Below are 25,794 nucleotides of genomic sequence, written 5' to 3'. Positions count from 1 at the left end.
TCGATTTAACCTTGAAATGCCGTATTGCGGCGACGTGCCACAAAAATGCATTAATGCCGCAGCATTGCGTTGCTCTCCCTTTGCTTTTATGGCTAGAACGGCCTGCTTAGGCGGCGGGCTTATCAGGCGCGGGACGATCAGGAATTGTCGAATGAACCATGTAAGGTCTGTTGGAATGCGTAAGACGGCAAGAGTAGCGCTTGTGTCGCTGGTGCTGGCCGGCGCCGGCTTTGGCGTGACCGCCTGCCAGTCGGATCCCGATATCGACATCACCAAGCTCGGTCTCGAAACGGATGCGCCGGAGACGCTCTACAACCAGGGCCTCGCCAACATGAAGGCTGGCAACCTTGCCGAAGCAGGCCGCAAGTTCGATTCGATCGACCGCCAGAATCCCTTCACGGAATGGGGCCGCAAGGCGCTCGTCATGAGCACGTTCACCAAGTACCGGCTCGGCCGCAACGACGAGGCGGTGGCCACCGGCAACCGCTACATGAGCCAGTATCCGCAATCGCAGGATTCGGCCTATGTCCAGTATCTCGTCGGCCTTGCTTACTCCAAGCAGATCGCCGACGTGACCCAGGACCAGCGCGCAGCCGTGCGCACCATCGATGCGATGAACAAGGTCGTAACCAATTATCCGAGCTCGGAATATGTCGAGGATGCGCAGGCGAAGATCCGCTTTGCGCGCGACCAGCTCGCCGGCAAGGAAATGCAGATCGGCCGCTACTATCTGGAGCGCAAGGAATATCTTGCCGCGATCCAGCGTTTCCGCAACGTGGTCGAGCAGTATCCCAACACCAACCAGGTGGAAGAGGCGCTGGCGCGTCTGACTGAAGCCTATTATGCGATGGGCATTACGGAAGAGGCGCAGACCGCGGCCGCTGTTCTCGGGCGCAATTATCCCGACAGCCAGTGGTATGCGGATTCCTTTAAGCTGCTGAAGGGCAACGGCGTCGAACCGCGTGAAAATCGCGGTTCGTGGATTTCCCGCGCCGGGGCCAAGCTGATCGGCGCTTAAGGTCTGAGACATGCTGATCCAGTTGTCGATCCGCGATATCGTTCTGATCGAGCGGCTGGATCTTGCCTTCGAGACCGGCCTTTCGGTGCTGACCGGCGAAACCGGCGCCGGCAAATCGATTTTGCTCGACAGTCTTTCGCTGGCGCTCGGCGGCCGTGGTGACGGCGGCCTGGTGCGCCATGGCGAGGACAAGGGCCAGGTGACGGCCGTCTTCGACGTAGCCGGCAGCCACGGTGCCCGAAAACTCCTGCGCGACAACGGCATCGACGACGACGGCGATCTGATCTTCCGCCGTATCCAGTCGGCCGATGGGCGCACACGCGCCTCGATCAACGACCAGCCGGTCAGCGTGCAGCTGATGCGCCAGGCCGGCCAGCTTCTGGTCGAGATCCACGGACAGCACGACGACCGGGCGCTGATCGACACCGACGCGCACCGCACGCTGCTCGACGCCTTCACGGGCTTAAGCGACGAGGTGCTGCAGCTTTCCGCCCTTTATCGCTCCTGGAAGGACGCGGATCGGGCCTTCAAGACCCATCGCGCCAAGGTCGAGGCTGCGGCCCGCGAAGCCGATTATATCCGTGCCTCGGTGGAAGAGCTGCAAGCGCTGTCGCCGCGTGATGGTGAAGAGGACGAGCTTGCCGAACAGCGTTCGCGAATGCAGAAGTCCGAACGCATCGCCGGCGACATTTCCGAAGCCTCCGAATTCCTCAATGGCAACGCATCGCCCGTGCCGCTGATCGCCTCGCTGGTGCGGCGCCTGGAGCGCAAGAGCCACGAGGCGCCAGGCCTGCTCGAAGAAACCGTCGAACTTCTCGATCAGGCGCTCAACTACCTCTCCAATGCCCAGATGGAAGTGGAGGCGGCGCTGAGGCGCACCGAATTCGACCCGCGCGAACTGGAGCGGGTCGAGGAGCGACTGTTTGGGCTCCGGGCCGCCGGCCGTAAATATTCAATCCCGGTCGCCGACCTGCCGGCGCTTGCCGAAAAGATGATATCGGACCTTGCCGATCTCGATGCCGGCGAGGAGAAGCTCGCCGAGCTGGAAAAGCTGACTGCCGCTGCCAAGGCCGCCTACGATCAGGCCGCCGCGATCCTGTCCGAGAAGCGCCGGCATGGCGCCGAGGCGCTGGCCGAAGCCGTGATGGCGGAGCTGCCGGCGCTGAAGCTAGAACGGGCCCGCTTCATGGTCGATGTGGCGAGCGATCCGGAAGCGGCGAGCGCCGAAGGCATCGATACGGTCGAGTTCCACGTCCAGACCAATCCCGGCACGCGTCCCGGCCCGATCATGAAGGTCGCTTCGGGCGGCGAGCTGTCGCGTTTCCTTCTGGCGCTCAAGGTGGCGCTCGCCGACCGCGGTTCTGCGCCCACGCTGGTCTTCGACGAAATCGATACCGGGGTCGGCGGTGCCGTTGCCGATGCGATCGGCCAGCGGCTGAAGCGGCTGTCGGACAAGGTGCAGGTGCTGTCCGTCACCCATGCGCCGCAGGTGGCCGCCCGTGCCGCAACGCATCTGCTGATTTCCAAGGGACCGGCCGGCGAGGGCACCGACAAGATCGCCACCCGCGTCGCCACCATGGAGCCGGAACACCGCACCGAGGAGATCGCCCGCATGCTCGCCGGCGCATCGGTGACCGACGAGGCGAGGGCGGCGGCCAAGCGACTGCTGGCGGGCAACGGCTAGGCTCATCCACCGAGACCTTCCATCCACCCTTCCCATCGGAAAAATTTGCGCTACAAAACGACTCCTCGCTACCCGAGGAGTAGACCCGCATGTCCGCCGAACAGACGCCCGTCGAAAACCTGACCGAAGAACAGGCCGCAGCCGAGCTCGCCTACCTGGCGGCGGAGATTGCCCGCAATGACGAGCTCTATCACGGCCATGACGCGCCGCAGATTTCGGATGCGGATTACGATGGGCTGAAACGGCGCAACGATGCGATCGAAAAACGGTTTCCGCAGCTGATCCGGGCCGACAGCCCGTCGATCCGGGTCGGTGCGGCGCCCTTGCCGACGTTTGCGGCGATCACCCACTCGCGGCCGATGCTGTCGCTCGATAACACTTTCTCGGACGACGATGTCCGCGATTTCGTCTCTTCCGTCTACCGTTTCCTCGGCCAGCTGCCGGACGGCTCGATTGCGTTTACCGCCGAACCGAAGATCGACGGGCTTTCCATGTCGATCCGTTACGAGAACGGCCGGCTGGTGAATGCTGCCACCCGTGGCGACGGCACGACCGGCGAAAACGTCACCGAGAACATCAAGACCATCAAGGAAATCCCCAATCGCCTGCCGGCCGGCGTGCCCGATGTCGTCGAGGTGCGTGGCGAGGTTTATATGACGAAAAGCGACTTCCTGGCGCTTAACGAGAAGATGGCGGCGGAAGGCAAGCAGACCTATGTCAACCCGCGCAATACGGCCGCCGGCTCGCTGCGCCAGCTCGACGCCAAGGTGACCGCAAGCCGCAACCTGAAATTCTTCGCCTATGCCTGGGGCGAGATGTCGGAGATGCCGGCCGACACCCAGATGGGCATGGTCGAAAAATTCAGGGAATGGGGTTTTCCGGTCAACCCGCTGATGAAACGCCTGCACGCGGTCGAGGATATCATCGCTCATTACAAGGATATCGGCCTCAAGCGCCCGGATCTCGACTACGAGATCGATGGTGTCGTCTACAAGGTGGACAGGCTCGACCTGCAGGCCCGGCTCGGTTTTCGCTCGCGTTCGCCGCGCTGGGCCACGGCGCATAAATTCCCGGCGGAACAGGCCTTTACTCATGTGGAGCGGATCGACATCCAGGTCGGCCGCACCGGAGCGCTGACGCCGGTCGCGCGCCTGACGCCGGTCACCGTCGGCGGCGTGGTCGTCACCAATGCGACGCTCCACAACGAAGACTATATCAAGGGGCTCGGCAATTCCGGCGAACCGATCCGCGAGCCGGATCACGATATCCGCGTCGGCGACACCGTCATCGTCCAGCGAGCAGGGGATGTCATCCCGCAGGTGCTCGACGTGGTGATGGAGAAGCGTCCTCCGGAAGCCGTGCCCTACGAATTCCCGAAGAAATGCCCCGTCTGCGACAGTCATGCGGTGCGCGAGCGTAACGAAAAGACCGGCAAGCTCGATTCGGTCACCCGCTGCACCGGCGGTTTCGTTTGCCGTGCGCAGGCGACCGAGCACCTCAAACATTTCGTGTCGCGCAACGCCTTCGATATCGAAGGCCTCGGCTCCAAGCAGATCGATTTCTTCTTCGAGGCGGAAGACGACGCGCTGAAGATCCGCACTGCGCCCGACATCTTCACGCTGAAGCGGCGGCAGGAGGCCTCGACGCTTACCAAACTCGAAAATATCGAGGGCTTCGGAAAAGTCAGCGTCAAGAAATTGTTCGATGCGATCGACGAGCGGCGCGAGATCGCGCTGCACCGCTTCATCTACGCGCTCGGCATCCGGCACGTAGGCGAGACCACCGCCAAGCTGCTTGCGCGCGCCTATGGCACCTACGAGGTATTTGCGAAGGCCATGGACGATGCGGCCGAGCTTTCCGGCGACGCCTGGGACGATTTGAACAATATCGAGGGTATCGGCGAGGTGATGGCGCGCGCCATCGTCGAGTTCTTCAAGGAGCCGCGCAATGTCGAGGTCATTACCCGGCTTCGCGAAGAGGTGACGCCGCAGGCCGCCGAACAGCCGGTCGCCTCCAACAGCCCGATCGCCGGCAAGACGGTGGTCTTCACCGGCTCGCTCGAAAAATTCACCCGCGACGAGGCCAAGGCGAGGGCGGAAAGCCTTGGCGCCAAGGTGGCCGGGTCGGTCTCCAAGAAGACCGACTATGTGGTCGCGGGTCCTGGCGCCGGCTCCAAGCTCGACAAGGCGAGGGAACTCGGCGTCCAGGTGATGGACGAGGACGAATGGCTCGCCTTTATTGCGTGACGTCAGGTCCGGAAACGTGCCATCGAGTGGGCGTCGGCGAATTCGCCGTCGCGGAAGGCGAACTGTCTTAGATGCCCTTCCTTGACGAAGCCGTTCTGCTCGTAAAGGCGGATGGCTTTTTCGTTGTCGGTGTAGACCGTAAGCTCCATGCGCTTCAGGTTCAGCCAGCGGTCGGCGATGGCCAGGGCTTCACCGATCAGCGCGCGTGCTATGCCGCGGCCCTGATAGGCATCGTGGACGCCCATGCCGATGCTGCCGACGTGGGCCCGGCGGTTGAGATAGCGGTTGAGGCCGACATCGCCGACGATCCGGCCGTCCATGACGGCGACAAGCCCAATGTTGTTGGCCGGAGGGCTCTCGATGTGTCTGCGGATTTCCTCAATGGTGTGGTGCGGCGTGCGCAGTGTGCCAAAACGATAACCGGGCATGTTGTGCAGTGCGAGGATGCCGGGCGCGTCGGCCGGCGTGCGTGCGCGGATCGACAGGCCTTCGGGCCATCGCGCCTCGGGGTCCAGCGGTGGTGAGATATCGAACTCTGTCATGCTTGCTCTCCTTGGTTCTTCGCCGAGGCAGAGCGGAAACACCGAACCCTGCCATATCGGGCAGGGTTGGTGGACGGATGACCGGTTAACGCGCCAAGACCGCCACGCACCCTGCGGGGTGAATGGTCACGGTAAGATGCATGTGGGTGGCGAAACGTGTCATGGCGCGCAACGTCTCAGACAAGCGCCGGATCGTCAAGAGGGGTGAAAGCGCTGGCCGTCTTTGCCGAATCGAATTCCCACCTGTAGAAGTTCTCCGACAAGCATCCGGAACCAGCCCTTGAAAACCATCGCCATCGATTTCGAAACCGCCAACGAGCAACGCGGCAGCGCCTGCTCGGTCGGGCTTGCCTGGCTGGAGGGCGACGAGGTGGTGCGGGTGGAGGAACGGCTGATCCGCCCGAAGGACATGCGGTTTTCCTCCTTCAACGTCGCGATCCACGGCATCCGTGCGGAACATGTCGAGGATGCCGGCGAGTTTCCCGAGGTGATGGACGAGTTCGCCGACGATTTTCGCGGTGCGACGATGATTGCCCACAATGCCGCCTTCGATTTCAGCGTCTGGCGGGCCTGCCTCGATGTCTATCGGCAGAGCTATCCGGACCTTTCCTATCTCTGCAGCGTGAAGATGTCGCAGAAGGTCTGGCCGCATCTCGGTTCTCACAAGCTCAACGTCCTTGCCCAGCATCTCGGCCTTCGGTTCGCGCATCACAATGCGGCCGAAGACGCGGCCGTCTGCGCGCGGGCGACGATCGCGATCGCCAAATCGCTTGCCGTGCCGCATGTCCGCGACATTCCGGCTGCGATCGGCATGAAGGTCGGGCGGCTGTTTTCCGGCGGCTATGCACCCTGCACCTGCCGGCTGAAATAGGGACTTTTTTGGCGCTGCTTGTTTCCGCCCCGGCAATCCTTATCTCAGATCACGGATCGTTTACCGGAGCCGTGTCCCCCATGAAACAACCCATCAATCGAATTGCCTGCCTTGCGTCCGCCGTCGCTCTGTCGTTCGGGACGCTTGCCCCTCCCGCTTCCGCCCAGGTGGTTGGCGAAGTCGGCGTCGACTGGACCGGCAACGACATCATCGTCGAGGCGGTCGCCGATCCGCAGATAAAGGGCGTAACCTGCCACGTCACCTATTTCGAACGCGGCATCATAGACCGGCTTAAGAACGGCAACTGGTTCGAAGACCCCTCCAACAATTCGATTGCCTGCCGCCAGACCGGTCCGATCGAGATCGGCGAGATCGACCTCGGCAAGGGCGGCGAGGAAGTGTTCCGGCAGGGCCGTTCCCTGATCTGGAAGAACCTGCTCGTCAAGCGTATCTACGACAAGGCGAACGACACGCTGATCTATCTCGCTCACTCGCGGCAGGTGGTGGACGGTTCCGCCAAGATGGCGATCTCGACCGTGCCGCTCTATAACCAGAACGTCGCCTGGAAGAACGGCAAGCCAAAACCGTAATCTTTTCAGGCCCGGGCTCCGGCTCAGCCGAGGGCTGCCGCGGCCGCCCGGCCGGCATTGCGGCCGGAAAACAGGCAGCCGCCGAGAAATGTGCCTTCCAGCGCCCGATAGCCGTGCATGCCGCCACCGCCGAAGCCGGCGGCTTCGCCGACCGCATAGAGCCCCGGGATCACGTCTCCATTCTCACCGAGCACGCGGGCCGAGAGGTCCGTTTCGATCCCCCCGAGCGTCTTGCGGGTCAGGATGTTCAGCCTCACCGCGATCAACGGTCCGTGCGCCGGATCGAGAATGCGGTGCGGTCTTGCCGTGCGTACCAGCTTTTCACCGAGCGAACGGCGGGCGTTGTGAATGCCCATGATCTGCGCATCCTTGGCAAAGGGATTGGCCACTTGTCCGTCACGGGCAAGGACTTCATGTTCGATAGCGGCGAGGTCCAGGAGGTTGCTGCCGGCAAGTCGGTTCATGCCCGCGACCAGTTCGCCAAGGCTCTCGGCGACCACGAAATCCTCGCCCTGTTCCTTGAAGGCCTCGACCGGCCCGGTTGCCTTCCTGCCGATCGCCCGTCTCGCCGTCAGCTTCCAGTCGCGGCCGGTGAGGTCCGGGTTCTGTTCGGAGCCGGAGAGCGCGAATTCCTTGCGGATGATGCTCTGGTTCAGCACGAACCAGCTATAGTCGTAGCCGGTCGCCATGAGGTGCTGCAGCGTGCCGAGCGTATCGTAGCCGGGATAGAAAGGGGCAGGCAGTCGCTTGCCCGTCGCGTCGAACCACAGCGAGGAAGGGCCGGGCAGGATCCGGATGCCATGGTTTTGCCAGACCGGGTTCCAGTTCCGCAGGCCCTCCGTATAGTGCCACATGCGGTCGCGGTTGATCACCTGCCCCCCGGCCGCCCGGGTGATGCCAATCATCCGCCCGTCCACGTGTTTCGGCACGCCCGAGACCATGAAGGCCGGCGGTCGCCCGAGCCTTGCCGGCCACATCTGCCGTACGAGGTCATGATTGCCGCCGATGCCGCCCGAAGCGACGATGACGATCGGCGCATTGAGTTCGAAGTCACCGGCCGGTGTCCTGGAGGTTTCTTCGCCACGCAGCGCCGTACTCGCCTTCAGAATTGTGCCGGCAACGCCGGTCACGGCACTGCCGGTCCTGACCAGATTGTCGACGCGGTGCCGCCAGAGAAAGCGGATCCTGCCGTTTTTCTCCGCCTCGCGTGCCCGCCGTTCGAACGGTTCGACGACGCCGGGGCCTGTACCCCAGGTAGTGTGGAACCGAGGCACGGAATTGCCGTGCGAGGTCGCCGAGCCGCCGCCGCGTTCCGCCCAGCCGACGATCGGAAAGATGCGATGGCCCATCTGCCTGAGCCAGGAGCGTTTCTCGCCGGCGGCGAAGGCTACATAGGCTTCCGCCCAGAGGCGTGGCCAATGATCCTCCTCGCGGTCGAAACCGGCGGTGCCGAGCCAATCCTGCCAGGCGAGATCGAGCGAATCGCGGATGCCCATCCGCCGTTGTTCGGGAGAATCGACGAGGAACAGCCCGCCGAGCGACCAGAAGGCCTGGCCGCCAAGGTTCTGTTCCGGTTCCTGGTCGAGGATGACGACGGAGCGGCCGGCATCTGCAAGTTCGGTCGCGGCGACGAGGCCCGAAAGCCCCGCGCCCACCACGATGGCGTCAACTCTGTCGCTCAAGCGCGCTCCTCCCAAAGCGTGAAGATGCAGGGCATGCTGCATCCTTTGGACGAATACAGTCATGCGGTGTGGCGGGAGTCAATTCAGGCGCGACACGACAAAAAACAGGCCCGCAAAGCGAGCCTGTTCTCAGTCCTTGAATGGCCGATTAGCGGACGTAGACGATCTTGCCGCCGTTTGCCGCCGTTTCGATGCCCGCCACATGCTGCAACTGGACATTCTTCTCTTCGAGAGCCGCCATCAGGTTGGAATCCGTTTGGATCTGCGCCTGGGCGGCCTCCGCTGCCTTCGGGTTGGGGGTCGTCAGCGTCGGCGGGATCTTGTCGTTCGATGATTCGCTATCCGTTGCCTCGGTAATGTAGACCACCGTCACGTCCGACGGGGAGGGGGCCGGCGTGGTCGGGGCAAGGTCCTGGGCGTAAACGCCCCCGATTGAGGAAGCGGATATAAGAGTTGCGAGAGCAATAACCTTCTTCATAACATGTTCCTTTCTCGGTTCTTAGGCGCCGAACACGTGTCTCTTCAGCACCAAGATATGGACGGAACCGGAAACGCCCGGAGATTGTTCCGGGCTTTTCCGAAATCATCTCTATGCAGCAATGATTTAAGGTTCCATCACCCGCGTAGAGGCGATTGTGAATGGCTTTCGCCGAAACGGGGTCCGGAGAAAAGATACCGGCCCCCGTTTCATCAACGGCGAATCAGCGGACGTAGACGGTCCGGCTGCCATCGGCGGCGGTGTCGATCGCCACGACGTTGTTGAGTTCGACGTTCTGCTTCAGAAGATCGGCTCGCAGCGCGCGGTCGGCCTTCACCTCGGCCTGTGCCTTCTGCACCATTGCCGGGCTTGGATGGATGATGCTCTCAGGCACGTCGAGCCGTTTGGCGCTATTGTCGATTTCGGGATCGGTATAGACGATGGCGACATCGCCGGCGGGCTTGGCCGTCATGCCCATATCGCGGGCATAGGCGGTTCCCATCGTGGCTGCGGACATCAGGACTGCGAGAGCAAAAGCCTTGTTCATGGTCGTTCTCCTATTGGATAAACCAGCCGAGGGGCGTTTGAGGCGTCGGTTGGGCGTTTAGCGACGAGAGAACGTCGACCCGGTTCCCCGGTTCCGTTTAAAATTGTTACAAATAGGCAATGATTACAATACGTTAATCTTCCGTCACATTTGCGTGTGACGGAAGATCCGGACATAGTTTCGGACTTTTTAGCGGCCCGCGAAATTACGCGGCTTCGCGCGCCAGTTCGTCGGCGATGACGGTGTCGAGGTTCAGGAAGCACACCATCGTCTTTTCAAGCGCGACGATGCCGCGGCAGAAGGCGCGCTGGGCTTCCGGAATGATTTCCGGGGCCGGCTGCAGGTCTTCACCACGAATGGTCATCATGTCGGAAACCTGTTCGACCAGCAGGCCGACCAGCTTGCCGGCGATGTCGGTGACGATGATTGCGGAACGTTCCGACGGTTCGGTCATCTTCATGCCGAGGCGGCAGGCCATGTCGATGACCGGGATCACCGCGCCACGCAGGTTGATGAGGCCGAGCACGTAGGACGGGGTGTGCGGCATCGGGGTCACCGGTGCCCAGCCGCGGATTTCGCGGATCGCCATGATATCGATGCAGAATTCCTGGTCTCCGAGATGGAAGGAGACGATTTCGAGGTAGGCGCCGGACTGCTTGATGGCATTGCTCATGTCAGAACTCTTCCCATTTGTCTGAGGATCCCACGGCCTTCGGCTTGGCGGAGGTGGGGCTATTGCTGAAGGCTCCCGCGAGCTTGTTCATCAAGTTGAGTGCGGGCGATGGTTTGGGTGGCGTGGAAGCGCTCGCAGCCTCGACGGCGCGCGGGCCATTGCCTCCGCGGATCTGGAAATGGCTGATCAGCTGGTTGAGGTTTTCGGCATCGCTTGCCAGCGAATGGCTGGCAGCGGTGCTCTGCTCCACCATTGCGGCGTTCTGTTGCGTTGCTTGGTCCATCTGGCCGATCGCGATATTGATTTCCGTCAGTCCGGTCGATTGTTCGCGTGCAGAGGTGAAGATCGCGTGAACGTGGTCGTTGATTTTCAGCACGTCGTCGCCGATCCGCGTCAGCGCTTCGCCGGTCGCCTTCACCAGATCGACGCCTGTCTTGACCTCGTGGTTCGAACGGGTGACCAGCGCCTTGATATCCTTGGCCGCGCCGGCAGCGCGTCCGGCGAGTTCGCGCACTTCCTGGGCGACGACGGCAAAGCCCTTGCCGGCTTCGCCCGCGCGGGCCGCCTCGACGCCGGCGTTGAGCGCCAGCAGATTGGTCTGGAAGGCGATCTCGTCGACGACGTTGATGATCTTGCCGATCTCGGCGGTCGCGTCCTCGATCCGCCCCATGGCGGCCGTTGCATCGCGGACCACGCTGGTGGACTGTTCCGTATAGTCCTTGGCGTGGCTCACCATCTGGGTCGCCTCTTCGGCGCGGCTGGTGGCGTTGCGCACGGTCGAGGTGATTTCTTCGAGGGCTGCGGATGTCTCCTCAAGCGAGGCCGCCTGCTTCTCGGTGCGCTTGGCGAGATCGTCGGCAGCGGAGCGCATCTGGTTCGCGTTTGCGCCGATGGAACTGGAACTGTTCGCGACCTCGGTCATGATGTGGCGCAGGCGTTCGACGACCCGGTTGAAGTCGGTGCGCAGGCGCTCGAGGTCGCCCCGGAAGGGACGCTCGAGGGCGGCCGCAAGATCGCCTTCCGAGAGACGGTTGAGGGCGCTTGCAAGCGAATCGACTGCGAAGTGGAGCGCTTCGGCTTCTGCCTTCTGTTCGGACTCGCTCGTCTGCCGCCGGGTCTCGTTCTGGCGGCGTTCGTCTTCCAGATTGAGCTCCAGGGTCTGGCGCTCGACGGCTGCAAGCCTGAAGACGTCGGTGGCGCGCGCCATTTCACCGATCTCGTCGCCGAGATCTATGCCGGGCACGGGCGTGTTGTAGTCTCCGCCAATGATCCGCTGCATGCTCGAACGGACGCCGTCGATGCCGCGCCGGATCGCGCCGCCGTGAATGCTCTGCAGGATTGCCATGGCGACCAACGCGATCAGCCCGCAGCCGAGCTGCACATAGAGCGAGGTCGAGGAAAGCGTATTCGCCTCCTGGACGCGGTTGCGCACCAGTTTCTCGCCCGCGACGGCAGCCGTATCGAGCATTACGCCAACCCGTTCGCCGGCACCGTCGATGGCGTCGTCGATCTTGTCATAGGCCTCTTTGGGCGCGCCGGTTTCGACCATTTTTCTGAGATCGACTTGGATCGCCGTCGAAAGAGCTGCGAGGTCCGTCTCGAAATTCGAGACGAGGCCTGGATTGCCGATTTCAGCCGCGAGTTTCTTCAGATTACCGGCAGAGCTTTTCAACTTGTCGGAGGAGTCCGCCATCGCCTTCAGCCGGCTCGGCTCGACCCGTTTGTCGTCGCGGTCGACGATCGTGTCCATCGCTGCCAGAACGAGTTCCAGGTTGGCGATGCGCATGCCGTCGACCGCATCCACCTGCTCCTGGATATCGGTCGCGCGCTGCAGCGCTTCGTCGAGCTGTCGGCCTTCGTACCAGCCGACAAGCAGCATGGCGCCGATGCCGACAAAGGCGGAGCCTGCCAGCGTCCAGAGCCGGTGATTGACCGACAGCGTCTTGCGAAGGGGTTTTGCCGTCATGCTGTTGAAATTCCTCCCGCGCCGGATCAGGTCCGACAGACTGCAGATAGAGATGGAAACTGAGGGCGAGCCGGTGTCGGCGACATCATGTCTTTTCGCGGTCGACATAGCGGCCCCTAGTGCGATGCGTGCTGCATCCTCACTCCCATTCGCCGCTACGAATCGTAAACCACGTTCGCCTTTATAAGATCTCAGACAGGTATTAATCTTACCCTAAACTTGTTCGAATGTTGCGACCTTCTGAAAAGCCGGAAAGAGTGGTAGATTGAACGTCATGAACAGTACGATCGAGATATACCGCCTGCCGCTGATCGCCGCCGTAAGCCTGCTCTTGCTCGGGTTCGGCGGTGTCGCCTTTTACGGCTGGCTCCGGTTCGGCTCTTCCATCCTGCTGACGCTCGGCGAAACCGGCCTTTCCTGGTGTTTCTGACCGGACGCCGTTTCGTTGAGACAAATCAGCGCGATATCTTTCGAAAACGGCTTCTTGAATTGCTTCGCTGCCGCCTGGGGTCTATCGATCCGTCATTAGGTCTGAGCTGAAGAGATACCGATGAAAAGCTTTCGCACCATCCTCTGGGTCGCCGTCGCGGCGCTTGCCGGCGTGCTTGTCTGGCTGACGATGGAGGTGACCGGCTCGAAACAGCAGCTTGCGGAAGGTCCGTTCGGCGTGCCGTTCCAGCTCGTCGCCCAGAATGGCCAGCCGATCACCGAAAAGGCCTTCCAGGACAAGCCGACGGCGCTGTTCTTCGGCTTCACCCATTGCCCGGAAGTGTGCCCGACGACGCTGTTCGAGCTGAACGGCTGGCTGCACAAGGTCGATCCGGATGGCACCAAGCTCAACGGCTATTTCGTCAGCATCGATCCGGAGCGCGACAGTCCGGAACTGCTCGGCCAGTATGTTTCCAATGTCACCGACAGGGTGAAGGGCATTTCCGGTCCGCCGGCCAAGGTCCAGGAGATGGCCAAGGGTTTCAAGGTCTATTTCAAGAAAGTGCCGGTCGACGAGAAGAATCCGAACGGCGACTACACCATGGACCATACGGCCTCGGTGTTCCTGCTCGACAATGGCGGGCGCTTCGCCGGCACCATTGCCTATGGCGAAAACCCCGACGTCGCGGTCAAGAAGCTCGAAAATCTGATCAAGGGCTGATACGTTTGACGTTGAAGCGGACACAGCTTCTGTGGCAATCCTCTCCGCCACCGATCAATAGCTGAGAGACCGTTTCCTTGAGCGAAATCCGCCTTTACGTCACGTCCACCGAAAAAGGTGCGGCCGAGATTCTCGATATCCTGTCGGAGGTCTTCGGCGAAGAGGATTTCGCCATCGCCACAACCGAGGTGGACGAGAAAAAGGACATCTGGGAAGCGTCCGTCTATATGCTGGCGGGTGACGAGGAGATGGTACGCGAGCGCATCGCGGACGGCCTCGCCCAAGCCTTTCCCGCTCTCGAAATCCAAAGGGAAGTCATCCCGGATATCGACTGGATCGCCAAGTCGCTGGAAGGGCTGAAGCCGGTGAGGGCAGGGCGGTTCATCGTCCACGGCTCACATGACCGCGACAAAGTAAAGGTCAACGATATCGCCATCGAGATCGATGCGGGCCAGGCCTTCGGGACCGGCCATCACGGCACGACCGCCGGCTGTCTCGAAGTGATCGAGGAGGTGATGCGCGCAAGGACCGTCCGTAACGCGCTCGACCTCGGAACCGGAAGCGGCGTGCTGGCGATAGCGGTGCGCAAGCTGCGCAATATCCCGGTGCTCGCGACCGACATAGACCCAGTCGCTGTTCGGGTGGCCCGGGAAAATGTCCGCCGCAACGGCATCGCCACCGGCATCCGCCTGGAGACGGCGCCGGGATTTCATTCGCCGGCATTCGATCGGGAAGGGCCGTTCGACCTGATCATCGCCAACATTCTGGCACGGCCGCTGATGAAGATGGCGCCGCAGCTCGCGGCCCATCTGGCGCCCGGCGGTTCGGTGATCCTCTCCGGCATCCTAGCCACACAGCGCTGGAAGGTGCTGGCCGCCTATAGCGGCGTCCACCTCGCTCACGTCCGTACCATCTGGCGCAATGGCTGGGTAACGATCCACCTGCGCCACGATTGATTCGTATGCGTGTGCAGCATTGAATTCTGTGCATGGCTTTTGAGGCAGACAGCAAAAAGGCGACACCAGTGGTGCCGCCTTGCGATCAGTTCTGAGACTGATCTACCCGCGAGCCTGAGGAGGGAGATGCTCGAGCGGGCCTCGTATCCTGAAAGCCGGGGCGGGTGAGGGAGGAGAGCCCGCGCCGGCCGAATATCAGAATACGTAGCTTAGAATACGTAATTCTGTGCACCCTTGCGGCGCAGTTCTTCGCGGCTGGTGCCGAGGCCTTTCAGCGTTTCGTCGTCGAGGCCCAGTAGGGCGCCGTTGACGTAACGGGCAACCTGACGCTCGCGAGCTTCGACCATGCGGTTGAAGGCATTGCGGAAGAAAGAATTGGCCATGGAAGCGATCCTCTTGATACGGACCTTGTTCGGCGCCCGTTCGATGAAGTGAATATAGCGATTGCTGCACCGCACAGTGAGAGAGATTCTCTCATTGGTGGTATGCGTTTGCTGCATATGAAGGCTATGTCGGCGCCAAACGCATTGAGCAGATGCACAATCGCCGATCATTTCCGGCTCGGCTGGCAATGTCTGCCGAAGATCGGCTAACATGATCGCAACCTCTCGGAATCAAGCAGCCCGGAAACTCAAGCCCATGTTCCAGTCCTTCGAAGTGAAGTCCGCCCCGCAGTTCGGCCGCGATCGCGTCAGCGCGCTCCGGGCGAAATTCGCCGATCTCGGCATTGACGGTTTTCTTATTCCCCGCGCCGACGAATACCAGGGCGAATACGTGCCGGCCTCCGCCGAACGCCTGTCATGGCTCACCGGCTTCACCGGATCGGCCGGCATGGCGCTCATCACGCAACGTGAGGCTATCGTTTTCGTCGATGGACGTTACGTCACCCAGCTTGCCGAACAGGTGGACGGCTCGATGTTCGCCGCTGGCGATCTCGTCAACGAACCGCCGCATGTCTGGCTGCCGCGCCACGGCGCAAGAGGTTTCCGGCTCGGTATCGATCCGTGGCTGCATGCGGGCGCGGAAGTGCGGCGGCTGGAAAAGGCGCTTGCCGAGATCGGCGGTTCGCTGGTGCTGCTCGACGCCAATCCGCTCGACGCCATCTGGAGCGATCGTCCCGCCGAGCCGCTCGGCGCCGTGTCGATCCAGAAACAGGAGCACGCCGGCACCCTGGCGGGCGAAAAAATTGGGGCGATCGCAAGCCAGGTGAAGGAGAAGGGTGCTGCCGCTGTCGTCATCGCCGATCCGACCTCGGTCGCCTGGATCTTCAACATCCGCGGCGATGACGTGCCGCATACACCCTATCCGCTGTCGCGCGCCATCATTCCGGCCGAGGGCAAGGCGGAGATTTTTCTCGACCCGCTCAAGACCGGCATCGAACAGGCCGCCTACCTGGCTCAGATTTGCGTGCAGCGCCCGCCTTCGGAATTCCCAGCGCGGCTTGCGGCCTTTTCGGCGGATGGCGCAAAGATCCTGATCGATCCCGAGCTAACGCCGCTGGCGCTTACCAAAGCGATCACGGCCGCCGGCGGCGAGGTGGTCGAGGCTTCCGATCCGGCAAAACTGCCGCGCGCCTGCAAGAACCACGAGGAGCTCGACGGCTCAGCCAAGGCCCATCTGCAGGATGGCGCGGCGATGGTCGAATATCTCTGCTGGCTCGACGCCCAGGCGCCCGGCACGATCACTGAGATCGATGCGGTCAAGGCGCTGGAGGCGACCCGCGCCCGCGTGGGCCAAAACATGCAGAACCCGCTGAAGGACATTTCCTTCGATACGATCTCCGGCGCCGGCGAACACGGCGCGGTCATCCACTACCGGGTGACGACCGAGACAAACCGCAAGCTTGAAGCCGGCGAGCTTTTCCTGGTCGATTCGGGCGCGCAATATGTCAACGGCACGACCGACATCACCCGCACGGTCGCGGTCGGCTCTGTTCCGGAAGAGCACAAGCGTTTCTTCACGCTGGTGCTGAAGGGCATGATCGGCATCAGCACGGCGCGTTTCCCGAAGGGCACGCGCGGCTGCGATCTCGATCCGCTCGCCCGCATCGCGCTCTGGAAGGCCGGCGGCGACTATGCGCATGGCACCGGCCATGGCGTCGGTTCGTATCTCTCTGTGCATGAGGGGCCGCAGCGGATCTCGCGGCTGGCGACCCAGGAACTGCTGCCCGGCATGATCCTTTCGAACGAGCCCGGTTATTACCGTCCCGGCTCCTTCGGCATCCGCATCGAAAACCTGATTTATGTGACCGGAGCGGAAGAGATCGAGGGCGGCGATCAGCCGATGCTCGCCTTCGAGACGCTGACCTGGTGCCCGATCGACTGCCGCTTGGTGCTGCCTGAGTTGATGACCGCCGAGGAACTCGGCTGGTTGAACGGCTACCACGCCGCTGTGCGCGAAAAGCTACTGCCGCTGATCGAGGACGACGCGGTCAAGACTTGGCTGGTGAAGGCGACGGAGCCGCTTTCCTGAAGCAGGCGTCTTTAATCAGAAACCCAAGAGGTGGCGGCAGATCATCGCTGCCGCCCAGCCGGCGCCGAGCAGCAAGAGACCCGGATGCCGGATGCCGACCAGAAGTGCTGCCAGCATGGCGATCTTGACGTCCCAGCCGCCGTTGAAGAAGGCGGGGGCGACGAGCGTGGTCAGGACCGCTGCCGGTACGGCGTTGAGAGCCTGCTCCATGCGCGGCGGGATCGTCTTCATCCGGGTAATCAGCACATATCCGCCGATGCGGGTGAGGAAGGTCGCGACCGCAGCGGCCAATATCAGCAGAGCCATATCCGCGGAGATGAGGTCGGTCATGTCAGCTCTCCATCTCGGCGGCGGCGTTCGCCGGCACGGAATCGGTGGACAGCGGCAAGAAAGCCGCGACGACCACTCCGACCGCGGCACCAATGCTGACATGCCAGGGCGAGCCGACAAAATGATAGCCGAGCACGGAACCGAGTGCGCTCGCCACTACCACCGGATAAAAGCCCGGCTTGCTGCGAAAGCCGATGACCAGCCCAAGGAAATAGACCGGCAGCAGCACATCGATCGCAAGCGAACGCGGATCGCCCATCATCCGCCCGAAAAACGCGCCGATGACGCTGAAGAACAGCCAGGGGAAATAAATCGCAGCGCCGAAGCCGATATACCATCGGAAGCTGACGCCCTGGCCGCTTTCGCCGCGTTTCACGGCTTCCGCGAATTGCGGGTCGGTCAGCACGAAGAAGGTCAAGAATTTCTGGACCGGCGTGAAATGGGTAATGTATCGGGTCAGCGCCGCCGAATAGAGGATATGTCGGAAATTGACGGCGAAGACGGAGAGCACGATCAGCCACGGCGCGACATGGTGGCCGAAAAGCTCGATGCCGACGAGCTGGCTGGCGCCGGCATAGACGGTCGCGCTCATCAGCCCGGCTTCCACCACGGACAGGCCGTTGTCGCTGGCCACGGCGCCGAACAGCACCGCGAAGGGCGCCGAGGAGAGGGCGATAATAAGCCCACCCTTCACACCCTGGTTGAATTCGCTGCGATTCATTGGATAAATCCTTTTGGCACCGGCTTTAGAGCCCTGCGGGACCTCGCGCAATTCAATTGGGCTGATGGAACGATCGATTCCGCTGAACTATCGAGCACCGGCTCCGGTGCCGCTGATCAGTCCGCAAGGATGTCCTTGCTCGAAACGATGCCGATTCCTTTGGCTCTCATCTCGGCGATGGCGCTCTTTACTCCTTCCGGATCGATGCCACGGCTGGCATCCTCGATGAAGCGCACTTTTACACCCGGCAGCATTTCCGCGGCGTCAAGAGCGGAAAATTTCACGCAGTAGTCGGTTGCAAGCCCGCAAAGATCGAGTTCGGTCACCTGCTGGGCTCTCAGATAGCCGGCAAGGCCCGTTGTTGCGGCCTGGTCGTTGTCGCGGAAGGCGGAATAGCTGTCGACGGCAGGGTTCTCGCCCTTCTGCTGGATATAGTCGACGGCATCGATGTTGAGGTCGGGATGGAATTCCGCATCCGGCGTGCCCTGCACGCAATGGTCGGGCCACATGACCTGCGGCTGGCCGGACAGTTCGCCCATGTCGAACGGCTTCTTACCCGCATGTCGCGAGGCAAAGCTGCCATGGTTTTCCGGGTGCCAATCCTGCGAGGCGACGATGACGTCGTAACCGCCGCCTTCTATCAGCTGATTTGCGACCGGCACGATCTCGTCACCGTGCGCCACGGGCAGATTGCCGCCCGGGCAAAAACCGTTCTGGATGTCGATCAGGAGCAGCGCTTTCATCGGTCATCCTCCGAATCCTGGATTGCCGAAGGATGCCAAGGGTGAAGGGCAGGATCAAGGCCGATATGTTTTGCAGCGCAGCAGTCAGCGCAGTTCCGTCGCGAGCTTGAGCACCGTATCCTGGCCAAGCGGCGCGTCGTCGGGAGCGACGATCAGCCGGTAGCCCATCAGCCTGGAAATCGGGGCAAGGGTGGCGAACATCAGCTTCTGCACCCAGATCGGCGGGCCCGCGAGGTAGAGATGGTCGCGATAGGCGTGGAGCTTCAGAGCGATGGCGAGCAGCTTCGCGTCCCCCTGCGGCGAGAAATTCTCCGGCGTCAGCACCGTCGACGCAGCGAGGTTGATGAAGAAACGCAGATGCTTCTGGCCGGGCGTGAACGACACCGTGGCATGGGTTTCGTCGTCGCTGGCATTGCGGAAGAAATGCGCCTTGCCGCGCGGGACCATGACGGTTTCGCCGACATCGGCGAAATGTTCGACGCCGTCGATCATGATCATCAGCCGGCCCTTGTGGACGTGGAAATATTCGTCCGCCTTGGGATGGATATGGGCGATCGCATTGCCGCCCCCGAACCACCCTTTTCGAGGATGACGTCGAACTTGGACAGAGCCTCGCTTTCCACCGGATCGGTGAAGACGAAGGTCTCCTTGTTGAAGTGGTTGACGATCCTGGTATGGGCGGGCACGAGTGCTCTCGGCATGGGTTCTCTCCTTGGCAATCTTTGATCAGGGCAATCTTTTGATCGGGGCAACCCGTCGAACGGGGAAGTGCCGGGAGAATGGCCAGCAAGGCCAGTTCCGCCGGCGATAAAAGGCGTGTAGGTTGCCGGCGAAACTACCGCAAACACCTTTTTTGCCCGTCCATTCACCGTTTTTGCATAACCAATCCATGGGCCAATTGAACTACGACGATCTGCGCTTTCTGCTCGCCGTAGCCGAGACCGGCTCGACGCTTTCGGCTGCGCGCCTGTTGAAGGTCAGCCAGAGCACGGTGTCGCGGCGGATCGCCGGCCTGGAGCAGGATCTCGGCGTCGAACTCTTCGACAAAAGGCGCACCGGCTACGAGTTGACTGATGTCGGCCGATCGCTGATCGGCCCGGCGACGGTGGTGCGCGATGCCATGACGGCGTTCTCCAATGCAATGGACGCGGTTTCCTGCGACATTACCGGGAGCGTCCGTTTTACCACCAACGACGTATTGGCGGCTCGATTCCTGCCCTTGCTGATCAGCCGGCTCAAGGCGACGCATCCCAATATCAGCCTGCACGTGGTGACGACCGACAGCCGGCTCGATCTTTCAAGAGGGGACGCCGATATCGCGCTGCGCGCTGCCGCCCGTCCGGTCGAGGGCGGACTCGTCGGCGTGCGGATCACCGACGACATCTGGAGCCTCTACTGCAGCCGCGCCTATGCCGACCGCCACGGCGTGCCTCGTGAAGTCGGCGAACTTCACCGGCATTCGCTGATCTCCATCGACCCGCATATCAAGGATCATCCGGCCGTTTTGTGGGTGCGGAAAAACTTCCCCGAAAACGCGATCGTGGTGCGGCAGAACACCGTCTCTGCAACGCTGTCGAGTATTCGCAGCGGGCTCGGGATTGGGCTGTTTTCGGAGTTCGTGGCGGCCGGTGACGACGACCTGATCTACTGTTTCCGACCCGAGATGCCGCCTGCCGCGGAGATCTGGCTGATCACCCATGAAAGGCTTCGGTATACACCTCGCGTCCGCGCGGTCATGGACGCCGCCAAGGCCCTGTTGCTCGAATATGTGTCCGAGGGCCGGCGGAGGGCAGAAAGAGAAATGGTATAAAAATTGTGATAAGCCTTGAAAGAATGAGATTTTGTGGCTAAACAGCAACGGTCGTTGGCTTGACCTGCCTTAAAGCGCGCCGAGGGGGACACCCTGTTGCCGCATTTCGGTTAAACTTCCGACGGCATGCGCTTTTATGTGCACCACCGAAACCAAATCGGGGCGACGTAAAGACATTGGTTACCATAATCGTTCATCCTCACATGCAGTCGATTGGCGGCGGTGAGCAGGTTCTCTTCTTGCTCAATGCTCGTCGGGGTTGTTTTGGCAGTCTCGCGGAAGCGATGCCTGCCCGTGTGAGTAACGGTTCGGGTAACGAGTGATGGCGCGTTCGGTCCAGACGTCGGTGAATGGCAGGCAGGCAGGCAAAGTTCCGCAACGCCGCAAGAAATCCCGCTCTCTCTTGGTCAATGTCACGGTCGGTTTCGGCCTGACGGTCGCAGCCCTGATGGGTGCGTCGATGGTTACCATGGCGACCGCGGTGAAGTCGGCTTCCGACGTCAAGTTCGAAACGGCACTGACAAGACCGATCGCCCTTGCAGCTCCCGCCGCTGTTTCGCGCGAGCGCGAAATCGACGTCTCGAAATTCTCCCGCCTGCCCGGTAGCGCACCCGCCGATCCGAAAGGCAAGCGTCTGGCTGGCGCCGATGTGGCAGCCCTCGAGGCCCGCAAGCCGGATATTTCGGCCATCAAGCAGACGCTCAATGTCGCGATGGCGAAGGCCGTACGGCATCAGGAACATGAACAGCAGTTTGCCGCTCTCGAAAAGATCCGCCCGGATGCCAACGCCATCCGCGCCGTGCTTGCGCCTGCGATGGAAAACCTCGTCGTCGTGGCGCCGCGTGCCGGATCAACCTTGCCGGACATGATCCAGGATGCCGAGACGGTCACCACCGTTGCCGGGCTCAGGGACATGAAGCCCGTCGAGATGGCGGCGCTTGAAGAAACCGCTCTGAAGGAAGACGAGGACGGCGACGACGAAAGCGAAGTCGCGGTGGTCGAACAGGCCGCCCCGGCGGCGCCTGCCTATGCCCTGCCGAAGGCCGGCCCGCTGCCCGTGATCCGCCCGGGATCTACCGCCGACAAGCCCGCCAAGCCGGCAGCGCTTGCCGCCATCGCCGCGGTCGCGCCGCAAAAGCCCTCCAGGGCGGCTGACGGCGACGACAAGCCGACCGCGCTCGCCTTTGCCAAACCCGACAATCCGATGCGCGAGGAGCCGACCCGTCCCTCGCAATCCGCGCCGGCCTGGCCTGGAATCGGCACGAAAGTTGCCGTCTACGATATCGCCGGCGGCATGGTCTATATGCCGAACGGCTCGAAACTCGAAGCGCATTCCGGCATCGGCAAAATGCGCGACAACCCGAATTTTACGCATGTGACGATGCGTGGCCCGACGCCGCCCGGTACCTATAAGCTGTCGATGCGTGAAACGCCGTTCCACGGCGTTGCTGCGATCCGCCTGACGCCGGTCGACGGCAGGGCGCCGCAGGGCCGCACCGGCCTGCTCGCCCACAGTTTCCTGCTGCGGGTGCGCGGCGACTCGCATGGCTGCGTCGCCTTTGCCGACTACAACGCGTTCCTGAAAGCCTTCCAGCGCGGCGACATCACCCATATGGTGATCGTGCCCAAATGGGACGGCAAGCGTCCCGGCCGCGGCACCAATGGCGGCTTCATGGCCAAGCTGTTCGGCAACAACGACGCCTGATCGGGCGTCGTCTCCTCCGGCCCAACTTCAGCCGAGAATATCCCTCGCCACGCGCATAAAGATTTTCGTGCCGATCGGGATCAGGTCGTCGGGAAAATCATAGTTCGGATTGTGCAGGTTCGGCATGTTTTCGCCGGCACCCAGGAAGAACATCGCCGATTTCGACACGGTCGCGAACCGGCCGAAATCCTCCGAGCCGCGCATCGTTTCTCCCGGCTCGTGCGAGATGCCTTCGGCTTCCATCGCCGCACGCAGCAGGACGGTAGCTTCCGCATGGTTTTCGCAATGGCCGAAGATGTCGTGATAGTCCATCGCGTATCCGAGACCGCCGACGGCTGCGACCTCGCGGACCAAGTGCTCGGCCCTGGTCGTCAACGCCTGCATCTGGCCATCGGTCATGGTGCGCAACGTTACCCAGACCTCGGCATGGCCGGGCGCAATCCCGAAGGCCGGTTCGCCGACCGAGGCATGCGTCACCGTTGCCAGCACCATGTCGCCGGTTGCGATCGAGCCTCGGCTGAGGGCCGTCAGCGCCGGCATCAGCGTTGCCACAGCCGGCACCGGCGAGATGCCGGTCTCCGGCATGGAGGCATGCGCGGTGCGGCCGGACAGGACGATCTTCAGACCACGCGAGGCGCAGTTGACGATGCCGTCCTTCAGCCAGGCATGGCCGAGCGGCAGGCCCGGCATGTTGTGCAGGGAAAAACTGTAATCCGGCGCCAGTTCCTGGAATTTTTCGTCGGCGATGACGGCCGCGGCACCGGCGCCTGTCTCCTCTGCCGGCTGGAAGAGCAGAATGACGCGGCCGCATTTCGGCCTGTCTCGGCCGAACTGGCGCCCCAGCGCCGCAAGCATGGTCATGTGACCGTCGTGGCCGCACATATGGCCCTTGCCGGGGATTTGCGAGCGATGGTCCGGCGTGCCGATCTCCTCGATCGGCAGCGCGTCCAGCTCGGCGCGGAACAGAACGGACGGGCCGGGAAGGCCACTCTCATAGATAACCGCGACGCCCGTGCCGCCGAGGCCGGTCACGATCCGATCCGGTTTCGTATCGGCGAGGACCCCTTGCACCTCCGCCGCTGTCGCGATCTCCTCGCCGGAGATTTCCGGCATGGCATGCAGCTTGCGCCGCCATGCGGTGAGCTCGATGACGTCCTGATTGCTGAGAAACATGGGCGCTCCCTGATTGCCGGGTTTGAGGTAACCGGGGCAGGGGCTCCCTGCAAGCAGAACCTCTGCCCTCGGCGTATCACCACTCGATGCCGATCTTGCCGAAATGGCTGCCGCTCATCTCGTAACGGAAGGCGTCGGCGAGCTTTTCGAGCGGGAACGCCCGGTCGATCACCGGCCGGATGAGACCCGTATCGAGTGCACGCACGAAATCCTGCTGCTGCCGGCGGCTGCCGACCAGGATGCCGGAAAGAACCGCCTGCTTGCCCATCAGCGCCGCCGTCGGCACTTCGCCGCGCGCGCCGGTCAGCACCCCGATCATGGCGATATGGCCGCCCATCTTCACCGCCTGGATGGACTGTCCGAGCGTTACGGGACCGCCGACTTCCACCACATGGTCGACGCCGCGGCCGCCGGTCCAGTCAAAAACCTGTTTGCCCCAGTCGGCATGATCCCTGTAGTTGACCGTGAACTCGGCCCCGAGCTTTTCGGCGCGCTCCAGCTTTTCGTCCGATGAGGAGGTGATCGCCACCCGCGCGCCCATGGCTTTGGCGATCTGCAGCGCATAGATCGACACGCCGCCCGTGCCGAGCGCCAGCACCGTCTCGCCGGCCTTCAGCCTGCCGAGCTCGACAAGCGCCCGCCAGGCGGTCAGGCCTGCCGTGGTGATCGTTGCCGCTTCCACATGGCTGAACCCTTTCGGAGCAAGCGTGAAGGCGGCCGCCGGCCGCACCGCATATTCAGTCGCGAAACCGTCGATCCCATCGCCGGGCGTGCGCGAAAAACCGCCGGGCAGCGGCGGACCGTCCTGCCAGTCCGGAAAGAAGCAGGAAGCCACATGGTCGCCCGGCTTGAACTCGCTCACCCCGTCGCCGACCTCCTCGACCACGCCAGCCCCATCCGCCATCAGCACCCGCCCATCGGTCGGCGGCCGGCCGCTTGCGACGCTCAGGTCATGGAAATTGATCGAACTCGCATGCAGCGCCACCCGGATTTCGCCCCGGCCTGGTTTGCCCGGATCCGGCAGGTTGGCGAGTTTCAGGGCGTCGAGGCCGCCGGGGGCGGTGACGATGGCTTTCATGGTGTCCTCCCCTGGAATTCGAAAGATTTCCGGTGATTGACGTAGTGGGAGACAGGGAGGCTGACGAGACAACTCCAGCGGAATGTACTTCTACGCTCCGCTGATGGTGTGTTTACAAATCCCATCCAAGCTGGTCCGGATCAGGAGAGGGGTTTCGCTTGGACGGTTGTTCAGTCTTCTGCGGCATATCACGCAGAATAGCTTTGGCCGCCTCAAGTGCTTCGAGGTACATGTCGAGGCAATCCCTCAACTCGCCCTGCGAAAGCAGAGTGACATCTCCCCGCTTCCACACGAGCGGTTTCCGAATGGCATCTGGCTTTTTGCCTTCTTTCGGGAAGCAAATAAATTCGCCGGGCGACATTTTGAAGTCAGCCAGAGAAAATACAGCGTCTTCAAGTACCGTTGCCAAAAGCCGCATCTGGAATTGAGTGAGAGGAAACGTAGCCCAGCCTACCGAGAATATCGGGACCAGTTTGCCGTTCTCCACGATATTTACGAGTGGCTTGACTGGAACGAAGAGCCCTTTACCAATCCGGAAAGGTTCGACCATTTCATCGTAAGTGGGCTTTCCAGAGTAGCCACGAATTTCATCGTACTCATAGAATGCGCTGACGTATTCCGCAACAATATCCCGGCTATTGATTCGACCGGTCGTGAGTGCCGCTTTCATCGCAGTCGCTCGGTCGAGCGATCTTACAATTCTATCTACTAATATGTAGTTTGCTGCGCCGTAAGTCTTTACTGGGAACCCCAGCGCCAGGGCAACAAGCCTCTTGATTGTACTTTCTGGATCAGAGCCAATGTTTCTCACCCAATTATGTACGTAGGGAGGACGCTCCAATTTCTTCTCGAACTGCATCATTCCTGTCAATGCCTCGTTTGCTGACCGAAATACGCTCGGATAAGTTCATTTGAAATTTCCATGCCCGGGTTAACTCGCCCCGAGCGATTGTATACCACATCCCATGGACCGCCTTTCTCATGGGATAGGCTAACCAGCTTTCCAACTCCGAAATGACCATATTTAGAAAACTGATCCTCAATAAATATCAGGTCTTCGTTGGAAACAGAATCTTCGCAAAGGACTTTTTGGAGTTTATCCACATCAAAACGGGAGGCGCGACCTTTTATCTCAGAGGCTCCAAAGCGTTTAAATTCAGAATAGATTTCCCGTATTACCGGGCCATAGTCCCAAGCTTCAATCTTGGCATCAACTAAAGGTTCTCCAGTTTTGGCAAGATACCAAGCATGTATAAAATAGACGATTTTATTCAGGGATAGGTTTGACAAGCTGATACCTCGAGTATCGGCGATATCTAATATTATGTTGGCTATGGATCTGGGGTCATAGGCCATTTT

At 61.7% G+C, this 25,794-nt stretch carries 27 protein-coding genes; 11 read left to right on the top strand and 16 right to left on the bottom strand.

Annotated elements, in window-relative coordinates; translation table 11 throughout:
• Positions 1-175 precede the first annotated feature (175 nt).
• The 3 genes from ACZ9IU_RS12905 to ligA all read left to right on the top strand — a co-directional run bounded on the left by ACZ9IU_RS12905 (position 176) and on the right by ligA (position 4,948).
• On the top strand, positions 176-1,018 hold the full coding sequence (locus ACZ9IU_RS12905) for an outer membrane protein assembly factor BamD (RefSeq protein WP_408962433.1): 843 nt from the start codon (positions 176-178) through the stop codon (positions 1,016-1,018).
• A 10-nt stretch (positions 1,019-1,028) separates the two neighbouring features.
• A complete protein-coding gene (gene recN, locus ACZ9IU_RS12900) occupies positions 1,029-2,702 on the top strand; it encodes a DNA repair protein RecN (RefSeq protein WP_038543516.1) in 1,674 nt (557 codons plus the stop codon).
• 89 nt (positions 2,703-2,791) lie between these two features.
• Entirely contained in the window at positions 2,792-4,948 is a 2,157-nt protein-coding gene (gene ligA, locus ACZ9IU_RS12895; protein WP_038543514.1) for an NAD-dependent DNA ligase LigA, read from the top strand.
• Between the two features lie 2 nt (positions 4,949-4,950).
• On the opposite strand, the gene ACZ9IU_RS12890 is transcribed toward ligA, so the two are convergent.
• Positions 4,951-5,490, bottom strand: a complete 540-nt coding sequence (locus ACZ9IU_RS12890) for a GNAT family N-acetyltransferase (RefSeq protein ID WP_038543512.1) — start codon at positions 5,488-5,490, stop codon at positions 4,951-4,953.
• Positions 5,491-5,770: 280 nt separating this feature from the next.
• Here ACZ9IU_RS12890 and ACZ9IU_RS12885 point away from each other — a divergent pair, with 280 nt between their 5' ends.
• Both ACZ9IU_RS12885 and ACZ9IU_RS12880 read left to right on the top strand, forming a co-directional pair.
• Positions 5,771-6,361 (top strand): 3'-5' exonuclease, encoded by a 591-nt coding sequence (locus tag ACZ9IU_RS12885; RefSeq protein ID WP_038543510.1) that lies wholly within the window; start codon positions 5,771-5,773, stop codon positions 6,359-6,361.
• A gap of 80 nt (positions 6,362-6,441) precedes the next feature.
• On the top strand, positions 6,442-6,951 hold the full coding sequence (locus tag ACZ9IU_RS12880; protein WP_157885140.1) for a CreA family protein: 510 nt from the start codon (positions 6,442-6,444) through the stop codon (positions 6,949-6,951).
• Positions 6,952-6,974: 23 nt separating this feature from the next.
• Here ACZ9IU_RS12880 and ACZ9IU_RS12875 read toward each other — a convergent pair whose 3' ends face one another.
• The 5 genes from ACZ9IU_RS12875 to ACZ9IU_RS12855 form a co-directional block, all read right to left on the bottom strand.
• Positions 6,975-8,633, bottom strand: a complete 1,659-nt coding sequence (locus ACZ9IU_RS12875; protein WP_038543508.1) for an FAD-binding dehydrogenase — start codon at positions 8,631-8,633, stop codon at positions 6,975-6,977.
• A gap of 148 nt (positions 8,634-8,781) precedes the next feature.
• Complete coding sequence (locus ACZ9IU_RS12870; RefSeq protein ID WP_038543506.1) at positions 8,782-9,111, bottom strand: hypothetical protein; 330 nt, start codon at positions 9,109-9,111, stop codon at positions 8,782-8,784.
• 223 nt (positions 9,112-9,334) lie between these two features.
• Positions 9,335-9,658: a hypothetical protein gene (locus ACZ9IU_RS12865; RefSeq protein WP_038543504.1), complete on the bottom strand. Its 324-nt coding sequence runs from the start codon at positions 9,656-9,658 to the stop codon at positions 9,335-9,337.
• Between the two features lie 205 nt (positions 9,659-9,863).
• The gene (locus tag ACZ9IU_RS12860) at positions 9,864-10,331 is read right to left on the bottom strand and encodes a chemotaxis protein CheW (RefSeq protein WP_007770391.1); all 468 of its coding nucleotides are present in this window, start codon (positions 10,329-10,331) and stop codon (positions 9,864-9,866) included.
• Between the two features lies 1 nt (position 10,332).
• Complete coding sequence (locus tag ACZ9IU_RS12855) at positions 10,333-12,297, bottom strand: methyl-accepting chemotaxis protein (RefSeq protein ID WP_038549296.1); 1,965 nt, start codon at positions 12,295-12,297, stop codon at positions 10,333-10,335.
• Positions 12,298-12,571: 274 nt separating this feature from the next.
• Here ACZ9IU_RS12855 and ACZ9IU_RS12850 point away from each other — a divergent pair, with 274 nt between their 5' ends.
• From ACZ9IU_RS12850 to ACZ9IU_RS12840, 3 genes are all read left to right on the top strand, one after another.
• A complete protein-coding gene (locus ACZ9IU_RS12850) occupies positions 12,572-12,727 on the top strand; it encodes a hypothetical protein (protein WP_157885139.1) in 156 nt (51 codons plus the stop codon).
• A gap of 120 nt (positions 12,728-12,847) precedes the next feature.
• Positions 12,848-13,447 carry an SCO family protein gene (locus ACZ9IU_RS12845; RefSeq protein ID WP_038543501.1) on the top strand — a complete coding sequence of 200 codons (600 nt, stop codon included), beginning with the start codon at positions 12,848-12,850 and terminating at the stop codon, positions 13,445-13,447.
• A gap of 77 nt (positions 13,448-13,524) precedes the next feature.
• Positions 13,525-14,403: a 50S ribosomal protein L11 methyltransferase gene (locus tag ACZ9IU_RS12840; protein WP_038543499.1), complete on the top strand. Its 879-nt coding sequence runs from the start codon at positions 13,525-13,527 to the stop codon at positions 14,401-14,403.
• 209 nt (positions 14,404-14,612) lie between these two features.
• On the opposite strand, the gene ACZ9IU_RS12835 is transcribed toward ACZ9IU_RS12840, so the two are convergent.
• Positions 14,613-14,786 carry a hypothetical protein gene (locus ACZ9IU_RS12835; RefSeq protein ID WP_038549294.1) on the bottom strand — a complete coding sequence of 58 codons (174 nt, stop codon included), beginning with the start codon at positions 14,784-14,786 and terminating at the stop codon, positions 14,613-14,615.
• A 256-nt stretch (positions 14,787-15,042) separates the two neighbouring features.
• On the opposite strand from ACZ9IU_RS12835, the gene ACZ9IU_RS12830 reads away from it, so the two are divergent.
• Positions 15,043-16,875, top strand: coding sequence for an aminopeptidase P family protein (locus ACZ9IU_RS12830; protein WP_038543497.1), 1,833 nt, complete (start codon positions 15,043-15,045; stop codon positions 16,873-16,875).
• Positions 16,876-16,890: 15 nt separating this feature from the next.
• Here the strand turns inward: ACZ9IU_RS12830 and ACZ9IU_RS12825 are convergent, their stop codons facing one another.
• The 5 genes from ACZ9IU_RS12825 to ACZ9IU_RS12805 form a co-directional block, all read right to left on the bottom strand.
• The gene (locus tag ACZ9IU_RS12825) at positions 16,891-17,205 is read right to left on the bottom strand and encodes an AzlD family protein (protein WP_038543495.1); all 315 of its coding nucleotides are present in this window, start codon (positions 17,203-17,205) and stop codon (positions 16,891-16,893) included.
• Position 17,206: 1 nt separating this feature from the next.
• Positions 17,207-17,926 carry an AzlC family ABC transporter permease gene (locus ACZ9IU_RS12820; RefSeq protein WP_038543493.1) on the bottom strand — a complete coding sequence of 240 codons (720 nt, stop codon included), beginning with the start codon at positions 17,924-17,926 and terminating at the stop codon, positions 17,207-17,209.
• A gap of 116 nt (positions 17,927-18,042) precedes the next feature.
• The gene (gene pncA, locus ACZ9IU_RS12815) at positions 18,043-18,669 is read right to left on the bottom strand and encodes a bifunctional nicotinamidase/pyrazinamidase (RefSeq protein WP_038543490.1); all 627 of its coding nucleotides are present in this window, start codon (positions 18,667-18,669) and stop codon (positions 18,043-18,045) included.
• A gap of 84 nt (positions 18,670-18,753) precedes the next feature.
• Entirely contained in the window at positions 18,754-19,215 is a 462-nt protein-coding gene (locus ACZ9IU_RS12810) for a cupin domain-containing protein (protein ID WP_244447516.1), read from the bottom strand.
• Positions 19,167-19,370 (bottom strand): hypothetical protein, encoded by a 204-nt coding sequence (locus tag ACZ9IU_RS12805; protein ID WP_038543486.1) that lies wholly within the window; start codon positions 19,368-19,370, stop codon positions 19,167-19,169. Before ACZ9IU_RS12805 ends, ACZ9IU_RS12810 begins: the two co-directional genes overlap by 49 nt.
• 188 nt (positions 19,371-19,558) lie before the next feature.
• Here ACZ9IU_RS12805 and ACZ9IU_RS12800 point away from each other — a divergent pair, with 188 nt between their 5' ends.
• Complete coding sequence (locus tag ACZ9IU_RS12800) at positions 19,559-20,479, top strand: LysR family transcriptional regulator (protein ID WP_051899739.1); 921 nt, start codon at positions 19,559-19,561, stop codon at positions 20,477-20,479.
• 322 nt (positions 20,480-20,801) lie between these two features.
• Complete coding sequence (locus ACZ9IU_RS12795) at positions 20,802-22,184, top strand: DUF2778 domain-containing protein (RefSeq protein WP_051899738.1); 1,383 nt, start codon at positions 20,802-20,804, stop codon at positions 22,182-22,184.
• Between the two features lie 27 nt (positions 22,185-22,211).
• Here ACZ9IU_RS12795 and ACZ9IU_RS12790 read toward each other — a convergent pair whose 3' ends face one another.
• The 4 genes from ACZ9IU_RS12790 to ACZ9IU_RS12775 all read right to left on the bottom strand — a co-directional run bounded on the left by ACZ9IU_RS12790 (position 22,212) and on the right by ACZ9IU_RS12775 (position 25,791).
• Complete coding sequence (locus tag ACZ9IU_RS12790) at positions 22,212-23,357, bottom strand: amidohydrolase (protein WP_038543484.1); 1,146 nt, start codon at positions 23,355-23,357, stop codon at positions 22,212-22,214.
• A 76-nt stretch (positions 23,358-23,433) separates the two neighbouring features.
• Positions 23,434-24,435 carry a zinc-dependent alcohol dehydrogenase family protein gene (locus ACZ9IU_RS12785; RefSeq protein ID WP_038543482.1) on the bottom strand — a complete coding sequence of 334 codons (1,002 nt, stop codon included), beginning with the start codon at positions 24,433-24,435 and terminating at the stop codon, positions 23,434-23,436.
• A gap of 112 nt (positions 24,436-24,547) precedes the next feature.
• Complete coding sequence (locus tag ACZ9IU_RS12780) at positions 24,548-25,297, bottom strand: hypothetical protein (protein ID WP_051899737.1); 750 nt, start codon at positions 25,295-25,297, stop codon at positions 24,548-24,550.
• A 5-nt stretch (positions 25,298-25,302) separates the two neighbouring features.
• On the bottom strand, positions 25,303-25,791 hold the full coding sequence (locus tag ACZ9IU_RS12775) for a Panacea domain-containing protein (RefSeq protein WP_038543480.1): 489 nt from the start codon (positions 25,789-25,791) through the stop codon (positions 25,303-25,305).
• Between the last annotated feature and the right edge of the window lie 3 nt (positions 25,792-25,794).

This window comes from Mesorhizobium sp. USDA 4132 (genome assembly GCF_056279545.1).
This window is presented reverse-complemented; position numbering and strand designations above follow the sequence as displayed.

Excerpts from the sequence above, each read along its gene's own strand:
- ACZ9IU_RS12905 (WP_408962433.1), top strand. The coding sequence starts at position 176 with ATGCGTAAGACGGCAAGAGTAGCGCTTGTGTCGCTGGTGCTGGCCGGC.
- recN (WP_038543516.1), top strand. The coding sequence starts at position 1,029 with ATGCTGATCCAGTTGTCGATCCGCGATATCGTTCTGATCGAGCGGCTG.
- ligA (WP_038543514.1), top strand. The coding sequence starts at position 2,792 with ATGTCCGCCGAACAGACGCCCGTCGAAAACCTGACCGAAGAACAGGCC.
- ACZ9IU_RS12890 (WP_038543512.1), bottom strand. The coding sequence starts at position 5,490 with ATGACAGAGTTCGATATCTCACCACCGCTGGACCCCGAGGCGCGATGG.
- ACZ9IU_RS12880 (WP_157885140.1), top strand. The coding sequence starts at position 6,442 with ATGAAACAACCCATCAATCGAATTGCCTGCCTTGCGTCCGCCGTCGCT.
- ACZ9IU_RS12870 (WP_038543506.1), bottom strand. The coding sequence starts at position 9,111 with ATGAAGAAGGTTATTGCTCTCGCAACTCTTATATCCGCTTCCTCAATC.
- ACZ9IU_RS12865 (WP_038543504.1), bottom strand. The coding sequence starts at position 9,658 with ATGAACAAGGCTTTTGCTCTCGCAGTCCTGATGTCCGCAGCCACGATG.
- ACZ9IU_RS12860 (WP_007770391.1), bottom strand. The coding sequence starts at position 10,331 with ATGAGCAATGCCATCAAGCAGTCCGGCGCCTACCTCGAAATCGTCTCC.
- ACZ9IU_RS12855 (WP_038549296.1), bottom strand. The coding sequence starts at position 12,297 with ATGACGGCAAAACCCCTTCGCAAGACGCTGTCGGTCAATCACCGGCTC.
- ACZ9IU_RS12850 (WP_157885139.1), top strand. The coding sequence starts at position 12,572 with ATGAACAGTACGATCGAGATATACCGCCTGCCGCTGATCGCCGCCGTA.
- ACZ9IU_RS12845 (WP_038543501.1), top strand. The coding sequence starts at position 12,848 with ATGAAAAGCTTTCGCACCATCCTCTGGGTCGCCGTCGCGGCGCTTGCC.
- ACZ9IU_RS12835 (WP_038549294.1), bottom strand. The coding sequence starts at position 14,786 with ATGGCCAATTCTTTCTTCCGCAATGCCTTCAACCGCATGGTCGAAGCT.
- ACZ9IU_RS12830 (WP_038543497.1), top strand. The coding sequence starts at position 15,043 with ATGTTCCAGTCCTTCGAAGTGAAGTCCGCCCCGCAGTTCGGCCGCGAT.
- ACZ9IU_RS12825 (WP_038543495.1), bottom strand. The coding sequence starts at position 17,205 with ATGACCGACCTCATCTCCGCGGATATGGCTCTGCTGATATTGGCCGCT.
- ACZ9IU_RS12820 (WP_038543493.1), bottom strand. The coding sequence starts at position 17,926 with ATGAATCGCAGCGAATTCAACCAGGGTGTGAAGGGTGGGCTTATTATC.
- pncA (WP_038543490.1), bottom strand. The coding sequence starts at position 18,669 with ATGAAAGCGCTGCTCCTGATCGACATCCAGAACGGTTTTTGCCCGGGC.
- ACZ9IU_RS12805 (WP_038543486.1), bottom strand. The coding sequence starts at position 19,370 with ATGCCGAGAGCACTCGTGCCCGCCCATACCAGGATCGTCAACCACTTC.
- ACZ9IU_RS12800 (WP_051899739.1), top strand. The coding sequence starts at position 19,559 with ATGGGCCAATTGAACTACGACGATCTGCGCTTTCTGCTCGCCGTAGCC.
- ACZ9IU_RS12795 (WP_051899738.1), top strand. The coding sequence starts at position 20,802 with ATGGCGCGTTCGGTCCAGACGTCGGTGAATGGCAGGCAGGCAGGCAAA.
- ACZ9IU_RS12790 (WP_038543484.1), bottom strand. The coding sequence starts at position 23,357 with ATGTTTCTCAGCAATCAGGACGTCATCGAGCTCACCGCATGGCGGCGC.
- ACZ9IU_RS12785 (WP_038543482.1), bottom strand. The coding sequence starts at position 24,435 with ATGAAAGCCATCGTCACCGCCCCCGGCGGCCTCGACGCCCTGAAACTC.
- ACZ9IU_RS12780 (WP_051899737.1), bottom strand. The coding sequence starts at position 25,297 with ATGATGCAGTTCGAGAAGAAATTGGAGCGTCCTCCCTACGTACATAAT.
- ACZ9IU_RS12775 (WP_038543480.1), bottom strand. The coding sequence starts at position 25,791 with ATGGCCTATGACCCCAGATCCATAGCCAACATAATATTAGATATCGCC.